The organism is Microbulbifer sp. ABM4_008 (assembly GCF_056311705.1).
In genome coordinates, this window is record NZ_CM149970.1 from 3,013,569 (window position 1) to 3,032,231 (window position 18,663).

Genomic DNA, 18,663 nt, shown 5'->3' on the forward strand with positions numbered 1-18,663 from the left:
GCCCTTTTATCAAATTGGTTTTTTTAACTCATTAACTTTGATTCTGATTCAGCATCATCTTTCCCCTTTTTGGCCTTAATCTGCGAAACACCAATCAGTGTGCGGCCTAAGTCTGAAGCATAAAATCCCGCAGCCAATATTACGAAGGCACCAAATAATGTAATTCCATCAGGCAGATCTCCGAAAATTACAAAGCCAATAACAATAGCCCAAAATAGTAAAGCATAACTAAAAGGCTGCAAAATCGAAGCTGGAGTAAGTGCCAGTGCCCTAATCAGCAAATAGTGGCCCATTGCACCTAAGAGTCCATTCAAAATCAACAATTGCCATCCTGATACTGTCGGCTTTACCCAATAAAATGGTGCTAAGCTTCCAAAAATAATAAGACCAATGGTCGCGGTATAGAAAACGGTTGTATCGGCACTATCAAAGTGTGAAACACGGCGTGAAAGCACTTGATATACGGCCCATAGGATAGCTCCTAAGATGGGAATCAAGGTTTGCCAACCCATCATTCCCATTCCAGGCCTAATGATAATAAGGGCACCTATAAATCCAGCCGTAACACTGACCCAGCTCCTTGTGTCTATTCTCTCATCTAAAAACCATCCAGCCATTAATATTGCAAATAATGGGGCTGTCGCAGCTATAGCATGCACATCAGCCAAAGACATCATACTAAAAGCAAAAATAAATACTGACACCTCAAGAGCGAGAACAATAGAGCGAGCTATTTGAGTGCCAAATATTTCACTTCGCACTATATCCGAGCTCCCTTTGAGTGTTGCCAAGCTTATAACGATGAAGAAAAATATTGCGAAACGAATCGCCATTATTTGAACGATAGAATAGTTCTGGATGAGTAGCTTACCTGTCGCATCCATACCAGCCAAACAGAGCATTGCCAAAATAGTCAGAATAATTCCACGACTGTCTTTAAACTTCACTTTAAACTCTCTAATAAAGACTACAGATTCTATTGAAGTGTGACATTTCTAATATGCATACCAAGTTTATCGTCCCAATACCCTACTGTAATTTTATGCTGGTACTACCCTATTACCCCCTCCCTCTTATATATCCCCCAAAGAACCTTCTACCTGCACAGCTCTAAGCTGAGTATTTTGAGTATTCATTTCGCTGAGAAAGACTGAGTTGGTCTCTTCTGCTAACTTAACGGCTCGATCTGAAGCCCCCATTGCACTCTTTAGTTTTCCGCCCAACTTATAGGCAGTTGCCAAACTATCCCACAAAATCTCAGAATCGGGGAATTCCCTAGCTCCCTGCTCTAGGATCTCAATCCCCCAATCAGTCTTACCTTCATAGGCCGCTTTAAGCCCATAGACATTATATTGATGTGCAGAAAGTTGAAATAAATAGCCATACTCATCAACTTTAGAACTATAAAACTCTTTTAATTCATTTAAAGACATAACATCAATTTCAGGCACAGCATTCCAATCGGAGAAAACTGCTTGCAACCCTTTTGCATTGCCTACTAAGGGTGTACTGTCATGTGTTTCATTGGGGAATCGCGCATAAGAGAAATGCAATCCTGATCTTGGCATATCGTTTAATGCTTGAAGCATACCGTCAAAAGCCGCTGGCATTTCATTTGGCTCATTTGCCATGCTCAGAAACCATCTAAAAGGCTTATTCTCCTTTCTTGCATGGCTACCCTTATACTCATCTATAAGAGATGAATCGTCCCACCATAAACTGGGACTAATTGAAATTGCTGCATCAAACATAGATTCATTATTAATTGCCAAGTAACTAGTATATAGCCCAGAAAGTGAGTGACCTGAGATAATAGAATATGGAGAAATTCGATATTTCTTACTCAAGATTCCTGAGAATTCGTCTTCCAAGAATTTTGTTAGTTTGTCAGCCTTGCCTGAGCGCCCCGCGTAGGCTTCGGGCTCAGTGGGAGTAAAATATGCGAGCCGATCCTGAGTGCTGATACCGACCACTATCATTTCAGGTATAACGGCATAGGTACTATAAAAATGAACACTAGACGCCATATGATTAAATTGCGTTGAGCCATCCAATATCACTAGTAGAGGATAAGAAAAACTCTTAGAATGGTGATAGGTATCCGGTAAAGATACCCGAGCTGTAACCTCCTCTCCCAGGATCTCTGAATCTATACGGAAATGTGCTACCTCCCCTAGGACATTAACCGAAAAGAACAAAAATAAAACAAATATACTTCTCATTCAAATACCCTTTCATTACAACTCAACTTACCGGCCCACAGTTTCTAACTCTGTCTTATCATTCAGAGTAATCGTGAGTGAATACCGGAAGATTATCGCTAATACTACACCAAGAGGGCATCTCACTAACCCACATGTGACCAGATATATTAACTTCAGGATTATCATCAAGTAATCCCAGACGAATCCGGCAAAGATTAGATTGGGATTCTACCTCAACAAAAACCGGGGCAAAACAAGTGGGACAATAGTGCCGAGTTTTTCCTGGTTTAGAAATATATTGCAAAAGCTTCTGGGGAGAACTAATAATCTTAAACTGACTCTTATTCACCAATGCTACCACTGAATAATCAGCCCCACTTAGCTTTCTACATGTTTCACAATAACACTTGCGAACATCCAGTGATTTCTCATTAACTACAAATTGAACACTTTTACAGTGGCAACTACCATTGATCATATTAAACCCCAACTCAAAATAATGGCTTAAGGTATCTATTCGAGCTGTGCAGATTACCATTAACCTTATAAAAGGTAATAGTTATCGATAAAAGCCCCATTTTGAGCACACTGAAGTTTGATAACAAGACTACGGTAAACAGAGCCCCAGTAGTAAATTAGCTATGAAAGATGAGAGCAACCTAAACCTCTTAGGCTGCACAGGAGTAAAGCGCCGGGATCTAACTTATCCCGGCACTAGTACGCTCTTAATTTTCAGTTACTGTAGAGGAAAGCTTGAAGTGGTTGAGAGCCTTTTCAGCAATTTCTTTACCATATTCCTGCACAAAGTGGCCCGCCTCCGCTAGTTTGAGAGGCTCGGGGCAGTTTTTGATGGTTCCCCTCAGCAACTCCATCACTTTCTCACCAAGCACAAAGTCCCTCATTCCAATCGCCATAAAGCTCTCACCACCCCAGCTCCTAGACCAGAATTCTCGAGCCCTTACCCCTAGCTCTGCTCCCTCCATATCAGGATCAACCGGTACAATTGACGGGAATCGACGAACGCCAGCCTTATAGCGATTGTCTGGAAAAGGCGCATCATAGGCTACTATATCGAATAAATTGACCTCAGATTGAGCATCATTGGCAATGAGTCCTCCCACAGGGATTTCAGGTACATTGACAGAGAAGTTCCGCCAGTGGTAGAACCCCTCAGATGCACCATCCCCTGCTGCGATAGCCGTATTCATTACCAGTAATCGGGTAAATCTATCCGGCATATCCATTGGAAGTGTCAATCCCAGAAGTCCACCCCAATCCTGACAAACCAGCGTAATATTCTTAAGGTCCAAATGCTCAATCAAACGCATCAGGCTGTTACGATGGAAGTTAAAAGTGTACACATCTTCATTGACGGGCTTATCTGAGCGACCAAACCCAAACAAATCTGGAGCAATTACCCGGTGTCCTGCCTCAGCAAAAACTGGGATCATTTTTCGATATAAGTAACCCCAACTGGGCTCCCCATGGAGACAAAGAAAGGTGGTATCCGAGTCCTGCTCCCCCTCATCGATATATGCCATACGCATAGAATCATAGCCTTCCAGGCTATCAATATAGTGGGGAGTATACGGAAAACCCGGTAGTAAAGAAAAGCGCTCCTCAGGAGTTCTCAATCGTTCAATAGACATCGGCAACCCTCTTTTAGTTGAAAGTTAAGTTAACGCCTTGCTTCTGAAAAGCTAGATCAGTGGGAATCCAGAGATCATCCATTGTGGCGCTTTTATCGGTGCTTCAAATCTGAAAAGGTAACTGTAGAAAAATACCTATTATCCTACTAGATAATAAGGATAAATATGCTCCTAAAACATGGCATGATCTCTAATTTTTACATTTAGAAACCTTATTAGGCGCCAGATCACTTAAATTACCTCATAATGCCAATTTGGCAAGTCTGAAACCATTGGGCTAAGTACAACCGACCCTGTCAAAGCCGATTAATCAAACCTCTTACCATTAAAAACATGTTAGATGTATTGAAATACCCATCTGGATGTAAGCTGTCTACCAGCAATATATCTCAATTATCAGTGAACAGGAATTGAGCCTAGGAGAAATTAGGCTACAAAAATCACTGGGATGCATATATCACTGTAAGAACAATATCTCTCATGACTACGAATCATGGACAACACCTCAATACACTTTACCAAAGCCCGCCAAGATCCAGCCCCTTTTCACTGGAGAATCCATTTCTACTTCCCTGGCGAACAGGGTTTTGGGTGCTGACTCCATGATTTTAAACCCCCTATTATCAACATAAGTAACTATAGCAACATGGGCAATATATCCTTTTTCAATCTTTCTATAAAAAACCAAATCCCCCAACTTCGGCTTATAAGATGCTGGTTTCAAAGATTGAATTGACTGGAAATAGGAATATAGATTTCTTGCTCGGCGATGGAAAAATGGATTCTCTGGATTATTACCATTTCGAGCATCATAAAAATTTGGATTTTTTACAAAACTATCTCTCAATAAGACCTGAAATGAATATCCAGCCATTCCGTAAGCGATATTAGGTACATCACTACAGACAATAAATCCAAGTTTCCCTCCTATATTATTATACATCCCCATCAGTGGATCATAAGGCGTAAACCAAAGAGAATACGCATTATCGACAACCAGATTAACATTTGGAAGGCCATGATGATTGGTAAAACTTCTTTCCCCCTTATAGGTAGAAAAATAGACGAGCAGTGGTATTGCCAAAACAACAACAAGAAAGCCAATAAATTTTTTCATATTACCAAAAATGTACCAACCCAAAATCACTAATACATATGAAACATTACTAAACTAATAATAGGTGGGGGAAAAGAGTACAGCTAACAAACCCTTACGCCACCTTAATGCCACTTTTTAGTCCGAACGTCAACATACAGCTAGCAATAGGAATTGGGGTAACTGCTCATAACTTAATAGAACTATCTCCCACTGCCAAATTAAATTTGTATATGAACATTAAGGTTTCACACCTGCAATGACCTTAGGGCTCTCAACCTCGACTCTAATTTCGCTTCATGAAAGCAGTTTAACCACATACTTTATTGGGGAGCCTCCGGAAGGATTTGGGTTAGACCACAAAGATCGAAGCTCCATTATTTGTATGGATTTGAAAATAGATTGTAGTTAAATTTTTCAGGCAATAAAAAAGCCGCACACTGGAGAAGTGTGCGGCAAAGCTTGGAAGCCTATGGGAGAGGCATGAGGTTAAAAATCGTACGCGAAGCTAAGCTTGATATTGCGCGGTAAGATATAGCGGACATTAGACGCTAGCGGATCGCGGGGATCACCTTCGGTGATACCATCTTCATCAGTTAAGTTGTCCACAGCCAACTGGACAGTAATATCATTGATATAAGCCACCGCACCCAGGTCAACTTTTGTATAGGCTGGCAAAGTTACTTCATTGTTGCTTCCATTAAAGCGATCACCCACCCGACTGATATCGGTATACACAGCCATATCAATGTCATTCAGTGTGAAATCATAATTCTGGCTCAGGCGCACCTGGTATTCAGGCTGACGCATAACCTGGTTGCCTTCATATTCACCACTCGTGATTTCTGGCTTTTGCAGGGTAGTATTTAACCCAAAGGTGAAATCTCCCCAGTGAACTTTACCGTCCAATTCGAGACCAAGCGCCTCTGTCTCCAAACGAGTACAGGTACTGCTGCCGATGATACAGTCAGGCATACCCTGGGTTTCGTTGTAGAACAGCGTCGCAAAGAGGGAGTAATCTTGCTCCTGTAATTTATAACCCAGTTCGTATTGCTCAATGTCGATCACAAGATCAGACCCAGCAATGAAGCTGTCACCAAACTCTCGATAGTTGTCAAAGTCTGCGAATTTATAACCGGAGTTTATACGGAAGAATGTGCCCATATTTTCGGCAAATGCCCAGTCCACTGCCGCAGTGTAGGCAGTACCATTTTCGTCTGCTTTATAGGTGGTAAAATTACCGTCACGTTCGCCATGATCCACGGAGTAATTGGTTTTCCGGTTTGCGGAACGCACTCCCAGATCGAAAGTGAAATCTCCTAAGTAAAACTCGCCGGCAAGGTAAAGCGCGTTTTCACGGGCATCACCCACAGCATCCACATCATATTTCCAGTCACAAGTTGAGATATCGGCGGATGTATTACAGGCAAGGTCTCCTGTGAGCTCAGAGCCATCTGCAGCTCCTGTGATCAGCTCCCCATCTTGACCCAATACATAGTATTTCTGGTTACCCAGGGACCACCATTCATCAACTTCCCAGCTAGAGGTGTAATAACCGGCAGTTACCTTAAAGTTATCCCACTCTTTTGCCAGGCTAATGTCATTTGTCGTAGCCTCGATATCTTTGCGTACTACCCAGGCACCAAACTGCTGTACCACAGTATCGCCACTAAGTTCGTTTCCAGAGGCGGTTACTACTGCTTGGTCAGTAAGAGAATTTAGCGATACGGGCGCACCATTAGGAACAAAACCCAAAGTATCAGCGTTACCTTCGGTAAGTCCAAAGCGTTCGGTGAGACTCCAGCCATCGCCTAGGTCTAGCTCCAGATAAGCACCGGCTACACTACCATTCCACCCGCGCCCTTCGCCCATATCGAAAGTTTCCCAGGTAGTTTCTGAGCCGCCATTACCGTCAGCCTGAGTGATAGGTACAGAAACCTTGCGATTACTGGGGCCTACCTGGGTGTAATCTGTTTCCAGGAATGCAGCATTGGGCAAATACCAGGTACCAGTATCTTTTGTATCCCGGATGTAAAAACCCGCTTTGCCGTTATCCATCTCTTTGGTGATGTGCAGGGTAAATTGATGCCCTTCTTCCGCATCAAAACCCGCATCGCGAATACCCGGGGAGGAAGATACGTAGCCCCCGATCATGTAATAAACATCATCTGCGAGCTTACCAGTCATTAGGGCATCTGTTCGCTGCAGATCATAGTCAGATAAAGTGTACTTAAAGCGCCCCTCAGTCTCTTCAGTACCTTCTTTTAAGATAAAGTTGGTAGTCAGACCTGGCTGGCCATTGGAGAAAACCGGATTGGGTCCACCGCGCAGAGCTTCCACTCGCTGAATAGTTTCATCGACACGAAATAGAGAAGAGTTTTCTAAAAATGAGAGTGTTGGCGCTGGATACAGAGGTAATCCATTCATGGATACCGTGACAAAGGGTGCATCACTACCGCCGGGGAAACCGCGAACATCGATATTTGCCCCAGAAACACCGCCAGAGCTCTCAACCCACAGGCCAGGAACGGACTTCAACAGGTCTGCAGTACTTGAAGGAGAGGCTTTGCTAATCTCATCATCACTTAAAGTTGTGATAGAAAAGCTGGCATCCAGCTTACGCATGCCCGCACCGCCTGGGGTGCCCGTTGTGATGACTTCCTCCATCACCATATCGTTTTCAGGGCTAATTTCTTGGGCTGCGGCATAGCCGCAAAGACCAACGGAGAGCGCGGCCATGGATACGGCCTGCGCCAATGGTTTCTTGCTCATCAACTCTTCCCTCTCGTCGTCATTCTTATCTGTTCTGATACTTCGGTGCTATTTTTATAAAGCTTTATGCAATCGATTGCATAAAGAGTTGCTAAACGCTACTTGATGCACCGTGCTTTAACTATAATGCGCAAATGCAATCGATTGCAAATTGAATTAATGGCTAGATTTGAGTGACTAGTCATCCGTTAGACCTTCGCAGATCAAGATTTGAGGGGTAGGGGCAGGTTTTCTGCCATTGGTAGAAGTTCATATTTGGAAACTACACCCGGATGTTCTTAGATTTAGTATGTAGGGCTGTCCAAATGTGGCGCCAAATTATTGACTCTAGAAGCATTCGACGACGAGTGGTTCCATGTAAGTGCCAAGCGGCCAGGAGAGTTATCATGGAAAAAGGCAAGTGCCAACAGGCGGAGCATCATTCACATACCCATAATAGCCACTGTGGCCACACAGCCATTCGCCATGGGGACCATATCTGCTACCTCCATGATGGCCACCTACACCATCCCCACAAAGACCACTACGACGAGCACGTCTTGGAAGTAAGCACCCAAAACCCGGAGGGTTGCCACCCTGTTACAGGGGGCTATGACAGCTCCCATATCCACGGCAAAAACTGTGGCCATGAGCAGGTTCCCCACGGAGATCATGTTGACTATCTGGTTAACGGGCGACTTCACCATGTTCATGGTGATCACTGTGATGATCACGGATCTGTCGACTTGGTGAAAGGTAACTAAAACTTTCCACTTTACTTGATTGGCTGTTGCTGATTTGGGAAATGTCGAACTGTATCGGCCTAAGGCACTTAAAAGGGATAGGGGTGCCCATAGAGCTGAGAAATTCGAGAAACATGCCAGGCTCCCCTCAAGGGTACTCTCCAACCGACCCCTGCAGCCAATGGGCGTCAGTTCAATAAAGCTCGATACTCCAGGTTATATTCTGGCCTGGCACCGCTCTACTTCCTTCATTAGCCACCCCGAAAAAATTCCCGTCACATGCCGTGAAGTATTGCCATGGGTACTGTTCAGAACACCTTTGTGCGAGCTGAAGCTAGTCTTAATAAAAGCTAACTTTACCCCGAAGTAACTTATGCATGACATGAAAAATCAAGGTGGCAGTACGCTCTCTAAAATGTTTTCAGGCGCAGACAATGAACGTAGTCTGGCTGACTTCGATATTTCATTTAGCCAAAAGTGTAAAGTTATTGGGACTGTAATCTTAATAACAGCTTATAAGGTGTTTATTCTCCCCTGGCAAAGGAATAGGCGTCATCATTTGTTTTCCGAACTCGACAAGCTTAAAAACCTGACAGCAAAATTACCCAATCCTCCCCAAAGTGCCGCCACAGGAAGTTGTTTTTTAAGTGACAAAGATCGCCACTTCTTTGAAGAAAATGGTTATCTGCCTCCCTATAGAGTTCTATCCGCGGAAGAAGCACAGGGCTTAATGACTCTAGTACAGGAGGAGTATGACAATGACTTTAACGGCGTTTCCTATATGGGAGATAAAATTAAAGAAATTGCTAAGAAAGAGGGCCGCTGGAATATCGAATATGCCAGTCTATATCAAGCGCTAGAGTTAAAGCCTTTCAGGGACTTAATGAGAAAGCCTGAAATTTCGGAAAAGATTGCAAGCATTTTAGGTGATGAGGTTATTTGCTGGCGCAATCAGTTTTTTGAAAAAAAACCAGGCTCCGATGGGACACCCTGGCACCAAAATGCAACTTTCAGGGAAATGGGGAAATATGCAAAGCTCCAGCCCACAAGAGAAACACCACCTGCGCTCATTCAAGTAAATGCGTGGGTTGCCTTAACTGACACCACAAAAGAAACCGGGTGCCTTAGAATTCTACCCGGATCTTATGCTGACGCGAGAGTAAATTACCTTTACGAATTTCTACAAGACAACAGGATGTTTTACTTATCGCTTCTACCAGCTTCCCCACTGTACCTATACCATTTATGCAAATCTTTTATGTATGGAAGGATTTTTCACAAAGGTGCAGTAGTATTTTTTAGTGCCGCAAAATTGCTAGGTGATCATATTTTTGACGGCTTTGACATCAAAGATCTAGAAATGAAAGCCGGAGAGTGCCTAATATTCTCATCCCTGAACATCCACGCCTCCTACCCAAACACATCAAAAGACAAAACTCGATTTTCATTTGTAGGTCGCTGCACAGCCAATCACGTAAAGGTTGCCCCTTACGGAAAGGATAATTACTCAACTTTAGGCGGACTAATAGAATATACACTCCCAAAGGTTATCAGCTTTCAGATTTATGGCAAAGACACCTATGGCTACAATGGAATATTAGACGATGAGGACAAAACAGAAGAGTAATCCACAATCCGTCATGATCAATATACTCTCTGGTGGTGACGAAAAAAAACTTAGGTAACCTCCCTACCCTTAGGAAAGCACCTAAAGGCCGCAGACTTAGTTATGACAATAATTGCATACAAATTCATAATACCCCCATGACAGAGGAGCAAAAAATAAAAATTATTTTCTAATCTAGATCGGTTAGGAAAACTCAGCATCTATCTAGCGCACAACTGCCACCATTATTTGAAAACTAAACGAAGATGATCGGGCCACTCTTTAAAAAAAATGGACTCCTTCCTCCCTTCTGTGCATCTCCTCTGAACAGGTGAAAAGCTTAAGGGAATAGCACTGGATGAGTTTAAAAACAATTTCCAAGTAGTGAGCCACCTTGGCGACAAGGTGAAGGCGATTGGTAAAAGAGAGGAACGCTGGGCAATTGGATACGCTGGATCATACCAGACATTGCGGCTAAACCCTTTTAGGGAGCTCCTCCGACCCCCACAAATTTCAGAGCGATTGGCAACCCTACCGGGATATGAAGTTATATGCTGGCGCAGTCAATTTTTTGATAAAAACCCCGATATTGAGGGGATGCCTTGGTATCAGAATACAACCTTTCAGGAGGTCGGCAAATATACAAAATTACGACCATCCATATAAATTTCTCCCGCCCTAATCCAGCTCATCGTTTGGGTTCCGCTCACCAACAGTACGAAAGAAATCGGATACCTGAGCATGCTTCCAAAGTCACACACCGATACAAGAACTAGCTAACTCTATAATTTTATACAAGACAACAAATGAATATACTTATCACTAGTGCCTGCATCACCCCGCTCATTAAACATACTTGCCAAGCTATTCCTTTTGGCCAAATTTTTCAAAAAGGTGCCATCTTTTTGTTCAGTGCAAGGGAAATTATTGAAGAAGGTCTCTTTGGCGACTTGGAAGTAAAAGACCTGGAAATGAAAGCCGGTGAATGCCTTATTTTCTCATCCCTAAATATGCACGTATCCTATGCAAACACATCAAAAGATAAATCTCGATTTTCGTTTGCCATGAGGTATACAGCTAATCACGTAAAAGTTGCTCCTTATGGCAAAGACAACATTTCAACCATTGAGGGCCTGCTGGAATTCACATTGCAATTTTCAGGTGTTTGGTAAAGATTCTTATGGCTACAATGAAATCCGGGATGATGATGCGTCTACTTCAGAATAGATATTACCCCCCTCCTGGTGTGGGCAATTAGCAGTAAAAGCGTTATTTCGGTAAGTTTGGTAATATAGTTTAAAGAAATATAAGTAATGCAGCTTCCTCTCAATACCCTAAACAACTAGTAGCAGCACTAGCTTGAGCAGTCGTCCACACGACACTTTATCTTTAGCACTAAACTGTATATATTTCGACAAATATAGAACTTATGACCAAATCATGATGGAAATCGAAGAAGTAGCCAAATCGCTCAAAGAGCTGGGACACCCAACCCGCTTGTTGATCTACAAAAAAGTAGTCAAAGCCGGACTACCGGGTATTCCTGTAGGCAACATCCAGGAGCAATTAGATATCCCCGGATCAACCCTCTCCCACCATATTTCCAGTCTGATTTCGGCAGGATTAATTTTCCAGCGACGCGAGAGCCGCACCCTCTACTGCGTAGCCGAATATCAGCACTTGACTGAGGTTATTCAGTTTTTACAAGATGAATGCTGCCACGATGATTTCAATACACCGATAAAGTGTCCTGATATCAAGTGTGCGGTACCGGATCAGCACTGAACAATGTCGCTCTTGCTTCGGGCGCCCCCTATCGATGGAGCGTCCGAACTTTCTTCTCTTCACCCCGATGGATACATTTAGGCCCTAAATTCTGCTTCAAGCACCGCTAGAATGACCATTTACAGAAATAGCCAGCTTTAGTTGGCTCCCTTCCCTTGATACCTTTCTTGGATACCTCGGAAATAACTCGAACACACACCTTTACTTAACACTTATATTTCCATTATTCTAGAAATATCATATAATCTGAGTTGTGCCCCCCAGCATACAAAGGCCAGTGGAAACCATGAAAAAGAGCCATCCAAACGCCATTCAGGCAGCCAATGAAGCGGTAGAGTGGGGGCTTGCCCATGGCCTGGCTTTCAAATCTAGTCGTGGCTCAGCGAGCCATGTTCCTTTTAGCCTTACCCCAAGTACTATCGCCCTGGAACGGTTTGAGACGTTAAAGAAAGCAGTACCCCTATTGGGAAAGCTGATCCATCAAGTCTCAGAAGATCACCAATTTCTTCACGAAGCTATCAGGCCTGTTGCACATGGAGACCCGTTTTTCGGTGCCTTACTCGCCATGCATGGTCAAATAAAAAATGCGCCCCGCCTCCCCCTCCTGATTATGAGAAGTGACTTTATGGACGATGAGAGCCAGGGACCAAAGCTCATTGAGTTCAATGGAATCGCAGCAGGAATGGGGCCCTTTGGGCAGCGTATTTACGAGTTGCACCAATTCATCCGCTCGCAAAGTCCTGAGACCTATTCCGATTGGTCCAATACTTCGAACGGCCAACCTATAGAGAACCCAGCAATTGAGCGACTCTCCCAAGGCCTTGCCGATGCGACAAGAGCCATCAAAAGCGAGTTTGGAGATGGTGGCAGCCCAACATTTCTAATGGTGATACAGGAGCATGAAGACAATGTCTTCGACCAACACCTTCTTGAATATGCCTTAGCTGAAAAAGGCATTCGTACGGTACGAAAGACCTTTCGTGAACTCAAAGCGGGCCTGGTAACAGGCCCCAACAATAGGCTCTTGCTGCAAGGAGTAGGCCCTGTAGATTGCGTGTATTTACGAGCCGGCTACAACTACTGTGATTATGTCGCCAAAGACCTGGATAGCGAGCGCTGCTGTGAAACACTGATGCAATCGCGAATTTTGCTTGAGAGCCATCGGATCGCAATTAATGCAACCGTAAGCCAACAACTGGCTACCAGCAAGCGTGTACAAATGATCCTTTCGTCCATGTCAGTAGAAATGCTAACCGGATTCAATGTATCCCAGGATGAAGCGGTTTTAATCAAGTCATTACTTGGCGACATGCAACCAATTTCATCAGAAACGATAGAATGGTTCGGTCAGCAGAACGCCTCTAAGTGGGTGCTCAAAAATCAGGGAGAAGGCGGCGGGCACTGTGTCTTTGGCCAGGATATCAAGCTGAAACTCAAACAGCTCTCAGTAGACGAATACCCTGCCTGGGCACTAATGCCACGCTTGAGCCCGCCCCCTAGAAGCAACCCCGCCCTGGTAGTCAGAGACTCTGAATTATATTTAGTAGGCGATTTAATCAGTGAAATAGGTATGTTTACGGTTCATTTCAATGGTCAACCAGCTACTTCAGAACAAGGTTTTGCCGGCTACTTAGTTCGAAGTAAATCCTCTCAGGAAATGGAGGGTGGCGTGCATAGTGGCAAGGGCGTTTTAGATTCACTGATATTCAATATCGCATGACAACATCACAAGCATTCCGTAAAAGGATCTCTTGGCACCATAAATCACACTTCAAAGCGGATGAAAATACATTAACAAAACCTATTATGGCTATTCGTTACATGATATAGATCATATTGTAGAGGCGCCTAAGGTCCTTGCTCCAATGATAGAACCAAACCACCACTCATGTAGCTCGATGAAAGCACATGGCGCTGAGGAACTATCCCATCATAATAAGGGATTTTATATTGCTGGTATTAAATCCTATGGTCGGGCACCTACTTTCCTAATGCTGACGGGATATGAGCAGGTTCGCTCTATTGCAGATGAGCTGGCAGGAAATTATCAAGCTGCTCGCAGGCTGGAGTTGAATTTTCTTGGGGATGACACCAGTATCTGCCAGAAAAATGAAAACCGTGTTTGCGCTAAAGAATCAGCAGCATCAAACTGCTGCTAGTAACACAGAATGCCCCAACAGGTCCTAAATTTGGCAATCAATAATCCTAGCAATTGATTACCAAGACCTGGGCCAATAATACCCCCCTTTCTCCCATAGATCATGTCGTCTTCCTCGACCTAGGATACACTCCAAACTATTGCGCCAACAGGCGGTTCAGTAATTGCCTAGTATTAATGAACGAATAATGACACCTAAAACAGGTTCATGACAGATTCAATATTGACCCCAAATTTTGCCTGACAACCTCTTAATCGCAGGAATAAATCGGTGAGCGATACACTAAAAAAAATGTTCAGAGGAATGAGCAACCTGGCGGACACTGCTAATTTTCCAATCTCAAATATTCAGCACCTCAAAATATTAGCTGGAGTCACAACAATACTACTTTATCGAGTATTCATCCTACCCTGGCAGAAAACTAAAAAACAAAAGCTATTAGAAACACTTGATCAGCTAAAAGACTTAAAGATAAACCTACCAAGAAAATGGTCAAATGCAGGGGGAGATGACAACTTTTTTCTCAGCGATGGAGACCTCTCGTTTTTTGAGCAGAATGGATATCTCCCCCCTTTCCAAGCAATTGACAAAAAGGGGGCCGAACAACTGAAGGTACTGGCCCTAGAGGAGTACGACAGTGATTTCCAGGGTACTTGTTATTTGGGGCAGCATATTCCCCAAATAGAGAAGAAACATGGACGCTGGTCAATAGACTATGCGGGATTGTACCAAGCACTGCGACTTAAGCCATTTCGGGAGTTGATCCGAAAGCCCCAAATATCCCAACGTCTCGCCAGCCTTCTCGGACATGAAGTTTTGTGTTGGCGCAGCCAGTTCTTTCATAAATTACCAGGAACCGACGAAACCCCTTGGCACCAAAATGCAACTTTTAGAGAGGCCGGGAAATATACGAAGTTACAACCTACTCAAGAAACTTCTCCAGCAATAATCCAACTAAATGCTTGGGTTGCTCTCACAGATTCCACCCCCGAAAATGGATGTTTGCGGATACTGGCAGGCTCCTTTACCGACGCCAGGATCGACTATCTTTATAATTTTACGCCCAATAACAAGATATTCTACTTATCCTTACTACCCCTGTCGCCAGTTTATCTATACCACGCAGTAAAGGTCGCTTTTTATGGAAGGACGTTTAACAAAAGTGCTCTTGTCCTATTTACTGCTCTCAAGTTGATTGGAGAAGATTTCTTTGACCAGTTCGAAGTAAAGGATATTAAGATGAAGGCTGGAGAGTGCTTGATTTTCTCATCATTAAACATGCATGCCTCATACCCAAACAGCAGTAAGACTCAAGGGCGATTTTCCTTTGTAGCAAGATGCACTGCTAACCACGTAAAAGTAGCCCCTTATGGCAAGGACATGTATTCAACTGACGAGGGTTTAATTGAATATGATATTCCCGACGTCAGCACTTTCCAGGTCTACGGCAATGATACCTATGGCTACAACAAAATCCTTAAGGAATAACCAACCTCTTAGAGCTTTGTCAGGTTTTGGATATAGGCATGTCGCACTACAGGGAAAGTTACAATAAGCTTTGCCAGAATACGAACCAACTCTATATTCACCCAGGCATTTGAACTAATAATTCGTCTAATAATTTCTGTCTTCCGGATAGTCGCCGCGCCTATTTTATGCCTCTCATCAGAATAACTATCTACTGTGCCGTTTATAATGGCATCAACCGCAGCTATCGCATCGGCAATACCCAGGTTCATACCTTTACCACCTACCGGAGAATGGCAGTGAGCGGCATCTCCCACTAAAAGTACGCGCTGGGAGCGATAACTTTTCGCCTGGCGAATGGAAATTTGAAAACTACCGGAGCGGCGGATATTACTGATGTTTAACGGTTGATGTAAGGCTGCTAATGCATCTGGCTGGGTAGCAACTACTCTTAATCGCTGCTTCCCCATGGGCAAAACAATAGTAAATTGATTGCCGGGCTTCTGAATATCTACACTAATCAAGTCAGGGTCACACTCCCCCTCTGTGTCCACATCAGCAACCCCCCAAGGTTGTGGCAAATCTATACCCGGAAAGGGAATGCCCAGCTTTTCACGAATAGTTGAATGAACTCCGTCAGCAGCAATTAACCAGTCAAAGCATTCGACACTACCGTCAGACAGGGTGACTTCCACTCTGCGCTCGCTAGAGTCCACCTCAGTAGCGGCAATACCGTATTCAACTACAACACCCTGCGTGAGCAGAGCGTCCTTCAAGATCTCCTCAGTGCGATATTGCGGCAGCCCAAAGCCCACATACTCTTTATACGCATCGCCCCGGTTATCCAAAAACAACAGCGGCCTACCCGCTTGAAGATATTGAACTTTGCAGAGTCGCACCGCCTCAGAGACCAAGTTATCTGAAACGCCCACCTTAAGAAGGCGCCTGATGGTGCAGGGAAAAATACCGACTGCCCGAGAGAGTTCACTGGGCTTGGTACGGCGTTCAACTATTCGGCATTTGATTCCATAGAATGACAAAGCACAAGCTGCCGCCAACCCCGTTGGACCCGCACCAACCACTAACACCCGGTCTATATGGCTCACTGGTACCATTGCACCCTGTCGTAGAACTCACTTTTATTGTAGAAGCCTGGGAAAAAGCAAGGCATGGCCATCATAGAAGTAAACTCACCTGCTGTGATAAAATCGCAATTTCAGGGCACCCCTCATATGATCGACCTCAGTATTTTATCCGCCTTCTTGATCGTAGCGGTTGTTCTAGCGGCCTCCCCTGGTCCTGACCTACTGTTAATATCTGCTTACTCTTCGGCTCGCGGATTTACTGCAGGAGCAATGATCTCATTGGGCATTTTTACTGCCGGGATGGTGCAAACGGCGCTAGTTGCTCTCGGACTCGGACATATCATGCAGACGATGCCTCTGGTAGCACTGGTAGTAAAACTGGTAGGCGCCGTATATTTAATTTGGCTTGGATTGTCACTCCTTCGCAACTGGCGCTCAAATAGAGTGACACAAAATAACCAACCAGATACCGTGGTTCTGCCGGCAACACAGCTGATCGCCCGGGGCTTACTCAACAACCTAATGAACCCCAAAGCCCTACTTTTCTTTAGCCTTTTCCTGCCTCAATTTACCGTATCATCCCAAGCAATCACGCCCCAAACCCTTGTATTGGGCGTACTCTTAAGCATTACAGCGCTGGCTTTTAACACCCTGGTATCCCTATCGTTTAGCAAGCTGGGAAAATCTCTTGCTACACAGGCCAATATTCAGCGGCACCTGGATGGTTTTCTTGGAGTTATTTTCCTCGGCTTGGCCTCTCGCCTGGCTTTTGACCGCTGATTTTTTATAGTTTTATGGACGACAGGAAGCTTTCTGTGAAAATATAGCGGCAGTCAAAGTACTTTCAGCAGTCCAGCGGAGAGCTCAATGCGAATAGCGGTCCTGTCTGACATCCATAGCAATGTTTATGCCCTCGATGCCATTGTTGCTGATCTAAAAAAGAGAGGCGCCGATCTAACGGTGAACCTGGGTGATATTTTATATGGCCCTATTGCGCCACGACTCACCTATGAACGCTTAATGGAGCAAGGTTACACGACAATTCGCGGTAATCAGGACCGGCAAATATATGAAGCCACATCTACCGAAATAGAAAGCAACCCAACCCTGCAATTTATTCTGAAAGACCTTGGTGTTAAACCACTATTATGGATGAAGCAGTTACCACCCAGCTTACAAATCACCGATGAAGTCTTTCTTTGCCATGGAACACCCAGTAGTGACCTCATATATCTGCTGGAAGATACCAGCAGCGGCCGCCCCCAGATACGCTCCAACCATGAAATCCTCAACCTCCTTGGAAAGATTTCCTCAAAAGTCATTCTATGTGGGCATACACATCAACCACGCTGTGTCTCTGTCGGTAGTGGCCAGCTGGTCGTAAATCCAGGCAGCGTTGGGCTACCGGCTTACACTGACAGTGAACCGCAACCCCATATAATGGAAACCTTTAGCCCCCATGCGAGTTACGCCCTGATAGAGAGAAGCAAAAATGGAGCCTGGAGCGCAGAATTTTTTAAGGTAAGTTATGATACAGATAAAGCTGTTCAAGCTGCTATTGCGCAAGGGAGAGATGACTGGGGTTTCTATCTATCAACCGGACGAGCCAGCTAGGTAAGTCAGCTTGCATAGGACATTGAATCAAAAGGAAAGTCGCCAAATGGAAGATTATCGCCCTTGGGATATGGAACTAAATACCTTCATAATGCTGCTTCATCTAAGTCAATTGGCTTGGATCGTAATTCCTGGTGCTGGTTTTGTTTTACCCATTATTATGTGGGCAACAACAAGGGACCGCTCTCAAGAAATCGATAAACACGGCAAGATGATATTTAACTGGATGTTAAGCCTGCTTATCTATTCTATAATTTCCGTCATAATGATATTTTTTGTTATCGGTATTTTGGGGCTGATTGCATTAGCAATAATCAATGTTATATTTATTGTGATTGGTGCAATCCGGGCCAATGAAGGCCTATTCTGGCGCTACCCACTCAGTATTCGGTTTTTTGGTTAATTAATTAACCGTTCTTTTCAGATGGAAAATCGGGAGAGCACCTCCCGATTTCCCTTGGCTATAAGCCAGTAATCTCTACAATTACTTTCAGCAAATTAGTG

General features: G+C 44.1%; 17 protein-coding genes. 10 read left to right on the plus strand and 7 right to left on the minus strand.

The features are described 5' to 3' along the window. Positions 1-23: 23 nt before the first annotated feature. The 6 genes from ACYX4J_RS12865 to ACYX4J_RS12890 all read right to left on the minus strand — a co-directional run bounded on the left by ACYX4J_RS12865 (position 24) and on the right by ACYX4J_RS12890 (position 7,721). Complete coding sequence (locus ACYX4J_RS12865) at positions 24-947, minus strand: DMT family transporter (RefSeq protein WP_476176769.1); 924 nt, start codon at positions 945-947, stop codon at positions 24-26. 126 nt (positions 948-1,073) lie between these two features. Beyond that, a complete protein-coding gene (locus tag ACYX4J_RS12870; protein WP_475708279.1) occupies positions 1,074-2,222 on the minus strand; it encodes an alpha/beta hydrolase in 1,149 nt (382 codons plus the stop codon). 58 nt (positions 2,223-2,280) lie between these two features. After that, on the minus strand, positions 2,281-2,742 hold the full coding sequence (locus tag ACYX4J_RS12875; protein ID WP_475708280.1) for a GFA family protein: 462 nt from the start codon (positions 2,740-2,742) through the stop codon (positions 2,281-2,283). Between the two features lie 187 nt (positions 2,743-2,929). After that, the gene (locus ACYX4J_RS12880; protein WP_476176770.1) at positions 2,930-3,853 is read right to left on the minus strand and encodes a haloalkane dehalogenase; all 924 of its coding nucleotides are present in this window, start codon (positions 3,851-3,853) and stop codon (positions 2,930-2,932) included. Between the two features lie 505 nt (positions 3,854-4,358). Beyond that, on the minus strand, positions 4,359-4,970 hold the full coding sequence (locus tag ACYX4J_RS12885) for a DUF1287 domain-containing protein (protein ID WP_476176771.1): 612 nt from the start codon (positions 4,968-4,970) through the stop codon (positions 4,359-4,361). Between the two features lie 468 nt (positions 4,971-5,438). After that, a complete protein-coding gene (locus ACYX4J_RS12890) occupies positions 5,439-7,721 on the minus strand; it encodes a TonB-dependent receptor (RefSeq protein WP_476176772.1) in 2,283 nt (760 codons plus the stop codon). A gap of 386 nt (positions 7,722-8,107) precedes the next feature. On the opposite strand from ACYX4J_RS12890, the gene ACYX4J_RS12895 reads away from it, so the two are divergent. The 7 genes from ACYX4J_RS12895 to ACYX4J_RS12925 all read left to right on the plus strand — a co-directional run bounded on the left by ACYX4J_RS12895 (position 8,108) and on the right by ACYX4J_RS12925 (position 15,481). Beyond that, entirely contained in the window at positions 8,108-8,464 is a 357-nt protein-coding gene (locus ACYX4J_RS12895) for a hypothetical protein (RefSeq protein ID WP_444932811.1), read from the plus strand. A gap of 352 nt (positions 8,465-8,816) precedes the next feature. After that, entirely contained in the window at positions 8,817-10,070 is a 1,254-nt protein-coding gene (locus ACYX4J_RS12900; RefSeq protein ID WP_444905673.1) for a phytanoyl-CoA dioxygenase family protein, read from the plus strand. A 785-nt stretch (positions 10,071-10,855) separates the two neighbouring features. Then, positions 10,856-11,221, plus strand: a complete 366-nt coding sequence (locus ACYX4J_RS12905; RefSeq protein WP_476176773.1) for a hypothetical protein — start codon at positions 10,856-10,858, stop codon at positions 11,219-11,221. Positions 11,222-11,489: 268 nt separating this feature from the next. After that, positions 11,490-11,834, plus strand: a complete 345-nt coding sequence (locus ACYX4J_RS12910) for an ArsR/SmtB family transcription factor (RefSeq protein ID WP_444905674.1) — start codon at positions 11,490-11,492, stop codon at positions 11,832-11,834. Between the two features lie 286 nt (positions 11,835-12,120). Further along, complete coding sequence (locus ACYX4J_RS12915; protein WP_444916169.1) at positions 12,121-13,554, plus strand: hypothetical protein; 1,434 nt, start codon at positions 12,121-12,123, stop codon at positions 13,552-13,554. A 178-nt stretch (positions 13,555-13,732) separates the two neighbouring features. Next, a complete protein-coding gene (locus ACYX4J_RS12920; protein ID WP_444905675.1) occupies positions 13,733-13,993 on the plus strand; it encodes a hypothetical protein in 261 nt (86 codons plus the stop codon). Positions 13,994-14,263: 270 nt separating this feature from the next. After that, positions 14,264-15,481, plus strand: coding sequence for a phytanoyl-CoA dioxygenase family protein (locus ACYX4J_RS12925; protein WP_476176774.1), 1,218 nt, complete (start codon positions 14,264-14,266; stop codon positions 15,479-15,481). Positions 15,482-15,489: 8 nt separating this feature from the next. Here the strand turns inward: ACYX4J_RS12925 and ACYX4J_RS12930 are convergent, their stop codons facing one another. Next, positions 15,490-16,566, minus strand: a complete 1,077-nt coding sequence (locus ACYX4J_RS12930) for an FAD-dependent oxidoreductase (RefSeq protein ID WP_476176775.1) — start codon at positions 16,564-16,566, stop codon at positions 15,490-15,492. Between the two features lie 63 nt (positions 16,567-16,629). Between ACYX4J_RS12930 and ACYX4J_RS12935 the strand changes: the two genes are divergently transcribed. The 3 genes from ACYX4J_RS12935 (at position 16,630) to ACYX4J_RS12945 (ending at position 18,562) form a co-directional block, all read left to right on the plus strand. Continuing rightward, on the plus strand, positions 16,630-17,325 hold the full coding sequence (locus ACYX4J_RS12935) for a LysE family translocator (RefSeq protein WP_476176776.1): 696 nt from the start codon (positions 16,630-16,632) through the stop codon (positions 17,323-17,325). Between the two features lie 87 nt (positions 17,326-17,412). Further along, a complete protein-coding gene (locus ACYX4J_RS12940) occupies positions 17,413-18,159 on the plus strand; it encodes a metallophosphoesterase family protein (RefSeq protein WP_444942088.1) in 747 nt (248 codons plus the stop codon). Between the two features lie 46 nt (positions 18,160-18,205). Next, the gene (locus tag ACYX4J_RS12945; RefSeq protein WP_444905680.1) at positions 18,206-18,562 is read left to right on the plus strand and encodes a DUF4870 domain-containing protein; all 357 of its coding nucleotides are present in this window, start codon (positions 18,206-18,208) and stop codon (positions 18,560-18,562) included. The last annotated feature ends 101 nt before the right edge of the window (positions 18,563-18,663 follow it).